Consider the following 12,569-nt stretch of genomic DNA (forward strand, 5'->3'; position numbering starts at 1 on the left):
AGTTAGCGTTATACATGAACATAAATTATGGCAAATTTGTGTCAAATTAAGGGTTGAATTTAAGGTCAATAGACGGCAGATTAGAACTAAGGGCAGGAACTTTTTTAGCGAAACCACTGTCTTTATTTACAAGCGTTAAGCGCGTGTTTGGTCATTTTAGCGCGCGCGAAAATCCACGTAAAAATAGTCCAATAAAAAGGTCGGCGAACGCGAGGTACGGCCACTGAAATTTTTCAAAACTAAATTTAATCCGCGCTCAGCCAGTTAGGGTTTGTCAATAGGCAAAGGTTAAATTTGTTGATTGCAAGTGACAGTTTTATTAACTATCCATTAAATGTAGATGACCGATTCACTACAACGTATCAAAACTATAATGGTGAGGACTTACCTATGAAGAGACAAAAGCGTGATCGTCTAGAACGTGCACATTCTCAAGGTTATAAAGCAGGCATGGCAGGCCGTTCAAAAGAACATTGCCCCTACCAACAAATAGATCCACGATCACAATGGCTCGGAGGGTGGCGTGAAGCCGTCGAAGACCGCTCTATGTATAAAGTATAAAGAGCAAACGAATAAAAGAACGCCGCAATTACGCGGCGTTTTTCGTCTCTAGCGTCTACATTTAAAAAGCGCTGGTATCTTGGAATAAACCCACTTTTAGATCTTTAGCTTCATAAATAACGCGGCCGTCTACTTCCACTGTGCCATCGGCCATACCCATGAATAATTTACGCTTAATCACGCGTTTCATCTGGACACGGTAAGTTACTTTTTTAGCAGTAGGCAAAATTTGTCCGGTGAATTTTACTTCACCTACACCTAGGGCGCGCCCTAAGCCAGGGCCGCCAGACCAACCAAGGAAAAAGCCAACGATCTGCCACATTGCATCGAGGCCAAGGCAGCCGGGCATCACCGGATCGCCTTTAAAGTGACAATCAAAAAACCATAGGTCGGGGTTAATATCGAGTTCAGCGACAATTTCGCCTTTACCGTATTGGCCACCGTCATCAGTGATTGAGGTGATACGGTCCATCATCAACATGTTATCGATAGGCAAGCGGCAGTTACCTTCGCCGAACATTTCACCTTGGCCACATGAAACCAAGTCTTCTTTGGAGTAGCTATTTTTTTGTTCCATAACACACTTTATTGTCGAAAATTTGCCAGCTACTTTAGCGTACACTTGTACGCTAAACAACTCTGAACAGTGCTTTAGGATGTTATTTTTACGCCATTTTTGTGTCTGTAGTGTGACTGCTTCGTTATTGCTACGTAGCAATGTTGGATTTATCACCAAGGATTCAAATTCAGGCAGCATTTTTACTTCATCCCTTGTATAATTGCGACATCTTCTCAACTGCATGCAAGGACAGTGTATGACGCTCTTCGTCAACGACTTAACCGTGATTGATTTCTCCTTTTTTTGCCCCCAGCGCGGCCCGGTTGGTGAGAGTTGGATTGTTGACTTGACTTTAGACGGCGATTTAAACGATGAATCCATGTTGCTTGATTTTGGTTTAGTGAAAAAACAAATCAAGGGCATTATTGATAGCAGTGTTGACCACACCCTAGCGGTACCCACTAAAGCCAATATCGATATCCTTCAGGGCGATGACAAAGTGACGCTGGAAAGTAACTTTGGCGATAACAACGAACATCATTTCGCTATGAGCGGCCCAAAGCAAGCGGTTTGCTTGATTGACGCACCGAGTATTAATGAGCAAGTAGTGACCGAGTATTTAGTCGCAGAAATTACTCCTCAGCTGCCAGAGAACGTCAAAGGTATTACTTTGACGTTGCGTGCTGAGCAGCATCAGAGCTTTTATTATCACTATTCTCATGGCCTAAAAAAACACGACGGCAACTGCCAGCGAATTGTTCATGGCCACCGCTCAACGTTAGGCGTTTGGCTAGATGGTATGGCCATGCCCAGTGTGCAAAAGCAGTGGGCTCAGCGTTGGGCTGATATTTACTTGGTCAGCGAAGAGGATGTGGTGGAGGCTGCACACTTACAAGATATAAGCGCAGCACCGGGAGACATCTGTAGCCGTTACCATGCTAATCAAGGTGAGTTTGAATTGGCAATCAGTGCAAAGCGTACTGAGGTACTGCCTTGTGATACCACAGTAGAATGTATCGCCGATTATATGGCCAAGCAAATTAAGCAAGCTCACCCGGATAAGCAAGTAGAGGTTCGCGCCTATGAAGGTGTAGGCAAAGGGGCGATTGGTTATGCTTAAACGTATGGCAATTACCGCCTTGCTCCTAGGGGCATCATTGTGTGCGCCCATTAAGGGCGAAGCCCAAGAGCTGCCGACCCCATTGATTAAAGGTCAGTTGACCCAAGGCGGTATGGTTATAGGGCAGCTACAAGATGCTAAAAAGGTCGTTTTTGCTGAGCGCGAGCTTAAGCTTAGCAAAGATGGCTATTTTGTTTTTGGCTTCGGCCGTGATGCACAAACTGATCAGCAATTAAAGTGGCAAAGTCAAGATGAGCAATGGCATCAACTTGATTTCAGCATTGCGGAGCGCGAGTATCAAATAGATAAAATAGAAGGTGTGGCAAGTAAATATGTCGCCCCACCTGAAAAGGTTTTAGAGCGCATCCGTAACGATGCAAAACTGGTTCGCCAAGCGCGTGCTAACAACAGTGAACGCACGGCGTTCCTTGAGCCGGTATATCGTCCTGCAGTGGGTCGAATCTCCGGTGTGTATGGCAGCCAGCGTTACTTTAACGGCACCCCTAAACGGCCACACTTTGGTCTCGACATCGCTAACAAGACAGGTACACCTATCTATGCACCAATCAGTGGTGAAGTCGTGATGGCGCATCCTGAGCTTTATTATTCCGGTGGCACCGTTATTTTAGACCATGGTTATGGCATTACCTCCACTTATATTCACATGCACAAGGTGTTGGTTGATGTGGGGGATACCGTGAAAACCGGCGATGTGATAGGGCAAATAGGGGCTACTGGCCGGGTAACTGGCCCCCATTTAGATTGGCGTTTCAATTGGTTTAATGAACGATTGGATCCACAATTACTTATGATTGATACATTAGCGAGTGAAGTTAATACGAATGAGCAGTAAGTTAGATAAAGAAGCCGTTGTTGCACAGCGCATAGAAGATTCGGAAACATCGGTGACTAAAACCGTGTTTCCTGGGCGTACCAACCATCATAATACCTTATTTGGTGGCGATGCACTGGCATGGATGGATGAAGCGGCATTTATTGCAGCCACCCGTTTTTGTCGCAAACCATTAGTGACTATTTCGTCCGACCGTGTTGATTTTAAAGAAGCAATACCGGCGGGCACATTTGCTGAGTTGGTTTCTCGCGTAGTCCATGTGGGCAATACCAGCTTAAAAGTGGATGTGGAGATATTTCTTGAAACCATGCACCGCGATGACAAACATTTAGCGATTCGTGGCAGCTTTACCTTTGTTGCTGTGGATGACAATCACAGGCCAACGCCTGTAGTGTGCGAACGCATGCTCAACGGTTTTAAATAAATTCTTATTTGTTAGGCCGCAGCATCGCGGCCTTTATTTCACCAACAAGTGAACACATCATACAATATATGGTTTTTACATACCGTAGCATCAGTGTGGGGGGTAGTAATATTGGGCTTTCACAACGCCGCCCATGTCTAACCCCAATAGCAATGAAACGGACTGCTCATCGCTGCTCAGTGGCAATAGGCTTAATACGCCGCCATGATAGTCAGCACTTTTATCATAGTGAAAGCGCTGCCATTGCTCGCCACCATTATCACTTACGTCGACATAAAGAGGCTGGGGGGCACGTTTTTGACTCTTGTTCCATCCAGCACTAATTAGCGTGTGAGTATTTTCTGTATAGATAAAATCAAAATAGAAACGATAGGGTACCTGTTCATCTCGGTAGATTTGTGTCCACGTTTCGCCTTGGTCGGCACTTTTCATTAAGCCACCTTCACCACTGATAATAATCTCCCCCTGGGAAGTGGTCTTAATCGCTTTGATTGTGCTCGGGGCAGGAAACAAGTCGTGGTATTCCTGCTGTGCAAGGTTCTCTAAATCTACGCGGCGCAATATTGGGTTTTCGATTGCACCTTGGCCACCGTACCACAGCATATTGTCACTTTTGTGCATAGAGGCCGTCATGCCGGTAGCCGCATACCCATATTCTCCTGCCAGCGCTTGCCAACTTACTCCATCATCATAGGAGGCCGAAAGCACTAGGTTCCCGGTCCCGTATAAGGTTGATTCAGTGCAATAGAGTGCGTAGATGTGTTCACTTTCGCTTGGGGCAAAACGATGCTCAATATGACTTAGCTCTTCGTTCATCGACACTTTCGTCAGTGTCGAGCGTTGGGCTGGACGAGTGGCATAGAAAAGCTCGGTGCTGTTTGCACACATGGCACTGATAGGGGCTGAGGTCGTGGCTACCTTCTGCCACTGAGTAAACGTGTCATTGTTGGATTTAAATAAGCCGGTATCAGTCCCGGCATAAATCGCATCGTTGAAATGAACCAGGTGATTAATGCGCTCGCCCGACAGCCCCGCATCTGTAAAGGTAATACCTGAAGGTGTGGGCTCAGGTTCAGGGGCTGGCTCTATCGGTGTTGAAGTTGCATTATCGCTGCCGCCGCAGCCAGTTAACGTGGCACAAATAACACTGAGTAATGTTAGTTGCTTGAACATCTCACCTCCTTGTGTGGGTACTAATTGGCTAAAATCTGTCCCCTTTATAGCACAAGGGCCGCTAGCCACCCAAACAAAACCAGTGGAATATTAAAATGTAAGAAGGTTGGTACCACGGTATCCCATATGTGGTCATGTTGGCCGTCGACATTCAATCCTGAAGTGGGCCCGAGTGTTGAATCTGACGCCGGTGAACCTGCATCACCCAGGGCGCCCGCCGTGCCTACTAATGCAGCCGTGGCCATTGGGGAGAACCCCAGTTGCAAACACAAAGGAACGAAAAGTGCTGCAATAATTGGAACTGTAGAAAATGAGCTGCCAATCCCCATGGTAATGAGTAGTCCTACTAACAGAATAAGCGCCGCCGCTAATGGTTTGTTGCCTTGAATCATATCTGCGGCACTGGCAACGAGTGAATCAACATGACCGGTGGCTTTCATAACTTCGGCAAACCCTTGCGCTGAAATCATAATGAAGCCGATCATCGCCATCATCGCCACTCCTTTGGAGAACACATCTTGATTTTCATGCCATTTAACAATGCCAAACACAGTAAACACAATCACCCCAACAAGACCACCGAGAATCATCGATTGACTCAGAAATTGAGCTGCGAGTGACAACACGATTGCCACAGTGCCTATGGCTAAGACCTTTGATGGGTGGGCTATTACATTCTCAGTCTCTTCTGTGGCGAGCGATATATTGTTATAGCTACGGCTTTTGCGATAACTGATAAAAAGCGCAACACATAAGCCGAAAACCATGCCCAATGCCGGGATCACCATAGCTAGAGGAACGCTGGTTTTGTCGATTGATAAGCCATTCTCGACCAAATTTAAATGCAAAATGTTGTATAAATAAATGCCCCCAAAGCCATAAGGCAACACCATATAAGCCGTAGCTAAGCCGAAGGTGAGTGTGCAGGCGAGGGCGCGGCGGTCTAACTTTAAGCCATTCGTAATACCTAACAGCGGTGGAATGAGTATAGGAATAAAAGCGATATGAACAGGAATGAGATTTTGTGATGCCAAAGAGCAAAAGAGAATCACTGAAAGCACCGCAAAAGATAAAAACCGCGAAGAAATATGCTCTTGCCCCATCATTTTCAATAGTCGACGAGCGAGTAAAGTGGTGAGGCCAGATTTCGAGATAGCCACTGCAAAGGCGCCGAGCATAGCATAACTGAGAGCAATTTCAGCGCCGCCTGAGAGGCCATTATTGAACGCTTCCACCGTAGTTTTTAAAGGTAGTCCAGCGATTAATCCGCTGGTTACAGCTGCGACAGTCATTGCCACGATTACGTTCACTCGTAACAGGGTGAGTGCAAGCATCAAAATGACGCCAATTAATACCGAATTCATATTCTAGCCTATTATTTTTATTGCTTTTTTTACCTGTTTTACAAGGTCTTTTTTCTGTGCTTTGGTAAGCGGGCGTTGCTTATAAGCGGCCAATGTATAAAGCTGCTCTATACGTGCAAGTGGCGTTGCCGCGCCGGGGCAGTGTGTTGCTAATTGTGCCAGCTTTTGCTTGGGTGTGCTATTTTGCGTGCTAAGCAGTGCCTGTTTATCTGCATATAAAAACAGCCTATTCAGCCATTTAGCGCTGAAGCTCATTGACTGCTGTTGTTTGCGACTACCCAATAACAATAACCCAAGTAGAACAAGTGCAACCACGCAAAGGGCCAACACCATGCTGTACTGTGCTATTTGGTTACCGAGTAAATCTTTAAGCACGCTTTTTTGTTTTTGTTGATCAAAACCAAGCACCCACTTTGTCCAGCTGTAATCGAGCTCTTCCAATGTTAATCGCAACCAGTTCAATGCCTCTATATGGCTCAACTGTAATAAGCCGACATCAAGGTTATCCATAAACTCTTGTTGCAATTCTTGAACCTGAGAGAGCGAGCCATTTAATCGCTCTGGCGCGACCACACTGGTTGCATCAAAACGCTGCCATTGATTGCCATCATAATACTCAACCCAGGCGTGGGCATCATACTGATACACACGCAGGTAATTACCCTGTTCACTTTGCTCTCCGCCCAAATACCCTGATACCACACGTGCAGGGATCCCAGCAGCACGCATTATAAATGCACTTGTACTGGCATAATGGCCACAAAAGCCACGCTTAGTTTGGGTGAGAAATACGTCAAGGAAGTTGTCATCGGTGATCGGTGTTGGAGTCAACGTGTAGCTAAAGCCTTGTTGTTCATAAAAGCCCATCAGCCGGCTAGCAAACTGGTTTGCCGTGTTTGTACTTTGACTCAACTGCCGGGCTAACGCTCTTGCCTGCGGATTCCCATCCGTTGGCAGTAGGCGGTTAAGACGTGATTGGTAATTAGTCAGGACACTTGCTTGCACCGGTCGGTAAAGCAATGGGTATTGAAAGCTCGATGCTGCTGACTCTTTGCGCTTAAGTAAACCGCCTCGTAAATTCTCTACTTTTTGACTCGGGCTAACACTGTCTTGCAATGCATATAGCCAGCGGTTTGCGGAGCTTTCTAAGTACAGAGTGGCCTGAGCGCTATAGCTCTGCCAGTCTATATCTGTACGAGGGCGAGGAGGGCGCTGCGCTTTTATCCATGCTTTGCCGTCGAATTCTTCATGATTAAGCGCTCGCCAATAATAGGGGGGCGCAGGAAGTTGCCCTGGAAACTCAGCACGAAACACCAAGTCATCGGACTTCGCCAGATTGGCAATATTGAACGGGTCTATACGCTCATTAAGGCCTGTTTTAGCACCGCCAGCGCCAGGAAGTTTCCAAAATGCAGGCACTTTGGGAATAAATAACAACAATAACGCAGCGATGGGGATTGCCATAGCGAACGAGCCAAGTGCTTGAAAGTAGGCTCGTTTGGGCGTGCGAGCACCATGTAAGGCGGCTAAAGATGCCAACAAACAAACGTAAAATATGGCCACTAATATTGAGCTATATAAAGACTGTTGATAAAGGAACACAGTCGATAATGAAAAGAAGGTAAGCACAATGACAGTCGATAGCTGCTTGGGCGTTTTCGCTTGTAAGAGCTTTAATATTGCTGCCTGTAACAGCATTGACACGAACAGTAGGACACTTTCATCGTAGCTGACCGACACAAACAGCACACCTAAACAAGCCGCAGCCAATAAGTTAGTAGCCAGTGCACCTGGGCGAGTCAATGACTTGTTTGCCAGCAATAAATTCCAAAGACACAGTAACAATAACAGGCTCAGCATTAAGGAGGGGAGTTCTGCGCCTATTAACGTGAAAATACCGATGTAGATGACACTGAGCACCGTGCTAACAAAAGACAGCATCATTTCTCTCCATTTTTAAATAAAGCCAGTGCACGCAATGCATTAGTATAATGGGAGGGGCTGTTATCAGCATCAAACTGAGTACTGCCAATACGCAGCGCAAGCTTTGTTTGGGTGCTTTTCGCCTGCTCAATGGAATAGGCCATCGCACTCAGGCGTTGCTCTACACTGCCTTGTAGTGATGCGTAGTCGAGCATATATTGCGCATCCTGATAAGATACAAACTCTTTCACTAACAACTGCTCACGCTTAGCAAAGTGTTTCCAAGAAATGCGGCGGTAGTCAGCGCCCTGTTTATATTCATTCAAGGCATAAAACTCTTCATTTCCTGACTGCGACTTAAGCGCGTTCACTTCACCTTGATTTTCACTGGCCTCATAGGTCAGTGCAGTATTGTGCGCGTGTGCAGATGGATAAACAAAGTAATGGGCATGTGGCTCTAGATAGCTCCATACTTTAGCGAGGCCAAATGGGAACCCCGTTGAAATCTGGAGTCGTGTTGCTGGATACTTACCACGGGAACATTTACGGCCACTTACAAGCACGACCTGGGCATCTTGGCTAACGCGTTCCACTTCCTTACACTGACCTTGCCACGTTAGTTTAACGCCATAGCTGGTACGCGAGTTATTGTATACAGTAATATTCAATACAGGTGTTTGGTTCGCAAAAACATCACTAATATTATTAAATTTGACCTCGAGGCCCTTTAAGTTGGTATAGGCCTGAATTAACGACATCAATACCAACACCAACATCAAATAAGAGACAACTTGCACGAGGTTATTCTGATAATTGGCGGCCAAGATAAAGTTCAACACGGCAATAAGTAAAAAGCCCAAGCCCAGCTTAGATGGCAGCACATATAACGTACTGTGACCCAGTGTCAGGTGCTTTTTTTTGTGTTTATCACGCAGCAGTAGGGATTCTATTCGCGTTCGTATGGACGACCATCCCTGTTGCATTGTTGCGAGCATACTAAAGCGGAACCTTGACGCGAGCGAGAATATCACTGCATACAGAGCCTTGACTGTAAACGTCATGCGGATTAATACGATGCTCACAAATACTAGCGAACACAGCTTGCACATCTTCTGGCATAACAAAGTCACGGCCTTCCATAAATGCCCAAGCCCGTGCACCTTGGGCAAGCGCGATGCTGGCACGAGGAGATAAAGGATGACTAATATCTTTATCATGACGGGTGTGAGTCACGAGTGACAAGATATAATCAACCACGGTATTGGCTATAGTGACCTTATCAACATTGGCCTGCATGGCTTGTAACTGCTCGGCACTGATAATGGCATCAATCGCTTTATCACGCTGAGGAATATGGCCACGAATGAGTTGTTTTTCCGCATCGGCTGGGGGGAATCCTAAGCTTAAGCGCATAAAGAACCGGTCTAGCTGTGACTCTGGCAATGGAAAGGTGCCGGATTGATGCTGTGGGTTCTGCGTTGCAACCACAAAAAATGGAGTAGGGAGCGTATATCGTTCAGAGTCGATACTGACACAGCCTTCTTCCATGGCCTCAAGCAACGCACTCTGTGTTTTAGGGCCCGCGCGGTTTATTTCGTCGGCGAGTACCACTTGGCTAAATACCGGACCTTTATGAAACGAAAAGCGCTGCTCTTGAGTGTTAAAAATGCTCGCACCCAGAATATCTGCTGGCAACAAGTCACTGGTAAATTGAATACGTTGATAACTCATCCCCAGGGCTTGTGCCAAACCATGCGACAGGGTTGTTTTACCCATACCTGGAAGATCTTCTAATAATAAATGGCCGCGCGCTAACATTGCACACAGAGCTAACTTTATTTGCTGTTCTTTGCCATAAATAACATCAGCTAGGCCTAAGGTCAGCTGTTTTAATTGTTCTTGCATAAGGGGGCTTATTAATTTAGTTCTAAACGCTTCATAACCATATCAACCTTATTCGCGTTGAATGGTTTGCTAATGTATTCTTGCGCACCGAATTCCCAGCTATGTTCTACGTTTTCCTGGGAATTATGATCAGCGCAAAGGATAATTCGACTGTGGGGATGTAAATCTTTTAGGTAACTGACGACGTCGCAACCATCAGTGTCTGGGAGCGCTATATCCACAAATATCACCTCTGGCTCCAGTTGTGATAACAGCGGTTTGGCCTCTGCGACATCTGTAGCAACCGCGACTTGGTCGTAACCCAGCTCGGTGAGGATGGTGGTCAAAGAACTTCGCATGGACTGATCATCATCAATGATCAGAATCGGCTCCAAAGGGCGAACAAACTCCATAATACGTCTTTTTATTCGTGGTTTGGTTACTAATACTATGCGATAAGCGCATATTGCTCAATACAACCATAGACTAAAGCGCAGTAACTAACTAGGAAATTGTATAAATTGGTAAATGAACAACACTTATCACAACATACTAAAAGCCGTAATCACTCTAAAATGTCCGATACCGTCTAGTATTGGACTTTTAGTATCGGTTTATATGGAAGTCATCTGGACATAATAACAACATCCTATAAATTAGATTCCGATTAAAAGGGTAGTGAAAGCTACCCTTATGATTTCATTGATAAAAAAACGGTTTTTATCAATGAAAAATTGTCACTTTAGTTTAGATAAATCAGGCTATAGAAGTAGAAATAAAAATGATTAATCTGAGGGCGCTAATAACTTACTTCCTAGAGGAAATCCCTTTTACATATGTGTCTAGAGAATCATTAATGTTTAGAAGTTGATCAAGTAAAGTCTGATTTACCCACTTATAAAAGTCTGAAACGTGTTCATTTTTACTTCCAATAATAGCCGATAGCCTTTCTTTACCAGCAATCAGATCTATAGGCTTTCCAGTCTCTTTATCAAATACATGTGCCACGTATTTGTTGCGAAACTCATAAACTTTCATATTTTCTATCTTACGCTTTATCTGCCAAGTAGTATCTACAACTTCAAGAGGGCAACACTCTTTTAGCTCATTAGCAAACCCATTAAGAGCCTCAATAAGTTTGGATAATGAAATAACTGTAGTCATATAGCACATTCGCAATAGGCCCAAATGATAGTTGTTTTCCTCAGGATTATGATTTGGCTCGGCTGTACAATCAAAGTACAGCTTTGAAGAAGTTCCTAAGTCAACTATAAGGTCTGACAATACCCAGCTAAAACTCTCTACCTTTTCTTTTTTATTCATATTACAAAGCTACCCCGGCTCAAACACTGCTAATCAGCATTAAACATTCTTACTATAAATTGTCTAAAATAATTGAGAGACGAAAGATAATCGACACCCAAATAAGGCATATCAGCATGTATAGGATGATTTTCTAAGCCAACTCGCCTACACGCACTAAAATCTGCATCCTTAACATCCTCGAATAAATCCCTTATCATGCCAGTAGGTCTAACGAGAAAATTGTTACTACAGATTGCTTCTGTTAACTGATCTTGATAAGACTTCCAGTCCAAAAAAGTTTGATCGATATGACCCTCATTACCATCAAGTGTTTTCGTGGCCGACTCTACAACACGCCTACCAATGCGGAATAGTTGTGAACTCCATATAGTTTCAAGACTTTCGTAAACGTACTCTGAATTGACTGGATCTAATCCATTTGGAAAAAAGTGCTCCATGGTAGCTGAATCAAGTGACTCATGAGAACGAGCAACAGCAAAAGGGTTCAGGCCTACGATAACCAAAGAGTTAGTATATGGTAAAAGCTCGCTAAATTCAGACCACAATTGTGAGCAATAAGAGAAGCCATGAATGCCAGCCTCTTCCATTAATTGAGAGGCCTGAGAGGCAATAGTATTAAATTTGTAAATATGATGAGGACTGGGGTTCTCATGCTTATCGGGGTTCCACCACTCCTCATTATGCTCCCAAACTATTTTACAAACACTAAAATTACTACCGTTAAAAGCAACAGCACTAAGTTCTGCTAGCTCAGAATCAGACGGCATCCATAGCTTTAATTTTAATGTAGTTATATCATTCGGATCTTCAAAATCAGGCACAAGAGCTATTATTTGGCGATTATCAAAGGTAAGGCTTTGTATAACGGCATCCCTAGCAATTCGAGTTTCCATGGGAGATATAAGAACATAGACGATATCGTCTCTACTCATAGTAGGAAATATAGTTGTTAGGTGGTTAGAGTACGCTAGCAACTCAGTAAAAGCTTGTCTTTCAGTCTGTGAGCTTTTTTTTAACTCAAGAACTGCAATTCCCGTATCGTCCAAAAATGACGCTAGGAAATCTGTCCGAATAGTTGAGTTACCTGCCTGCAATAAAGGTACTTCACAGCCAAAAAGGTTCAAGCCAAATATTTTTGAATATAAAGCTTTAATTTTTTTATTCAATCTGTGTCTAACTAAAGAATTAGCATTAAGATCAGATAAATCTTCTCGAAAAAAAGGTTTTTCAATTTCACAACACCCATCTTGCAGGAGAACAGAAAAGTCATCTCGCTTAGACCAAATATAATTCTGTATTTCTTTTTCAGTGAATTTCAATTATAAAAACCTCATAAGGAAAAACTTCATTTAGTTACAATGGTGGATGTTATAAAACGCTTC

13 protein-coding genes are annotated in these 12,569 nt (G+C 44.3%); 4 read left to right on the top strand and 9 right to left on the bottom strand.

Annotation, left to right across the window (positions count from 1 at the left end):
- Nucleotides 1-390: 390 nt before the first annotated feature.
- On the top strand, nt 391-561 hold the full coding sequence (gene rmf, locus PRUTH_RS05285; protein WP_026111006.1) for a ribosome modulation factor: 171 nt from the start codon (nt 391-393) through the stop codon (nt 559-561).
- Between the two features lie 61 nt (nt 562-622).
- Here the strand turns inward: rmf and fabA are convergent, their stop codons facing one another.
- Nucleotides 623-1,138 (bottom strand): bifunctional 3-hydroxydecanoyl-ACP dehydratase/trans-2-decenoyl-ACP isomerase, encoded by a 516-nt coding sequence (gene fabA, locus PRUTH_RS05290; RefSeq protein WP_026111005.1) that lies wholly within the window; start codon nt 1,136-1,138, stop codon nt 623-625.
- A 238-nt stretch (nt 1,139-1,376) separates the two neighbouring features.
- Between fabA and PRUTH_RS05295 the strand changes: the two genes are divergently transcribed.
- Genes PRUTH_RS05295 through PRUTH_RS05305 form a run of 3 tightly spaced genes read left to right on the top strand, consistent with a single transcriptional unit; the run spans nt 1,377 to nt 3,517 of the window.
- Nucleotides 1,377-2,240, top strand: a complete 864-nt coding sequence (locus tag PRUTH_RS05295) for a 6-carboxytetrahydropterin synthase (protein ID WP_151172758.1) — start codon at nt 1,377-1,379, stop codon at nt 2,238-2,240.
- Entirely contained in the window at nt 2,233-3,093 is an 861-nt protein-coding gene (locus PRUTH_RS05300) for a M23 family metallopeptidase (protein ID WP_022944215.1), read from the top strand. Before PRUTH_RS05295 ends, PRUTH_RS05300 begins: the two co-directional genes overlap by 8 nt.
- Entirely contained in the window at nt 3,083-3,517 is a 435-nt protein-coding gene (locus PRUTH_RS05305) for an acyl-CoA thioesterase (protein WP_022944214.1), read from the top strand. Before PRUTH_RS05300 ends, PRUTH_RS05305 begins: the two co-directional genes overlap by 11 nt.
- Before the next feature lie 90 nt (nt 3,518-3,607).
- Here PRUTH_RS05305 and PRUTH_RS05310 read toward each other — a convergent pair whose 3' ends face one another.
- The 8 genes from PRUTH_RS05310 to PRUTH_RS05345 form a co-directional block, all read right to left on the bottom strand.
- Nucleotides 3,608-4,690 carry a beta propeller repeat protein gene (locus PRUTH_RS05310; RefSeq protein WP_151172759.1) on the bottom strand — a complete coding sequence of 361 codons (1,083 nt, stop codon included), beginning with the start codon at nt 4,688-4,690 and terminating at the stop codon, nt 3,608-3,610.
- 44 nt (nt 4,691-4,734) lie between these two features.
- Nucleotides 4,735-6,054, bottom strand: a complete 1,320-nt coding sequence (locus PRUTH_RS05315; protein ID WP_151172760.1) for a Na+/H+ antiporter family protein — start codon at nt 6,052-6,054, stop codon at nt 4,735-4,737.
- 3 nt (nt 6,055-6,057) lie between these two features.
- Complete coding sequence (locus PRUTH_RS05320; RefSeq protein WP_151172761.1) at nt 6,058-7,998, bottom strand: transglutaminase TgpA family protein; 1,941 nt, start codon at nt 7,996-7,998, stop codon at nt 6,058-6,060.
- Nucleotides 7,995-8,972, bottom strand: coding sequence for a DUF58 domain-containing protein (locus PRUTH_RS05325; RefSeq protein WP_170268892.1), 978 nt, complete (start codon nt 8,970-8,972; stop codon nt 7,995-7,997). The genes PRUTH_RS05320 and PRUTH_RS05325 overlap by 4 nt, the downstream gene beginning before the upstream one ends.
- Nucleotide 8,973: 1 nt before the next feature.
- Nucleotides 8,974-9,882 (bottom strand): AAA family ATPase, encoded by a 909-nt coding sequence (locus PRUTH_RS05330; protein ID WP_045978794.1) that lies wholly within the window; start codon nt 9,880-9,882, stop codon nt 8,974-8,976.
- Nucleotides 9,883-9,893: 11 nt separating this feature from the next.
- A complete protein-coding gene (locus PRUTH_RS05335; RefSeq protein ID WP_022944208.1) occupies nt 9,894-10,274 on the bottom strand; it encodes a response regulator in 381 nt (126 codons plus the stop codon).
- 394 nt (nt 10,275-10,668) lie between these two features.
- Complete coding sequence (locus PRUTH_RS05340; RefSeq protein WP_151172763.1) at nt 10,669-11,184, bottom strand: hypothetical protein; 516 nt, start codon at nt 11,182-11,184, stop codon at nt 10,669-10,671.
- 29 nt (nt 11,185-11,213) lie between these two features.
- Nucleotides 11,214-12,506 (bottom strand): hypothetical protein, encoded by a 1,293-nt coding sequence (locus PRUTH_RS05345; RefSeq protein WP_151172764.1) that lies wholly within the window; start codon nt 12,504-12,506, stop codon nt 11,214-11,216.
- Nucleotides 12,507-12,569 lie beyond the last annotated feature (63 nt).

This window comes from Pseudoalteromonas ruthenica (assembly GCF_008808095.1).
In the GTDB taxonomy this organism is placed as follows: domain Bacteria; phylum Pseudomonadota; class Gammaproteobacteria; order Enterobacterales; family Alteromonadaceae; genus Pseudoalteromonas; species Pseudoalteromonas ruthenica.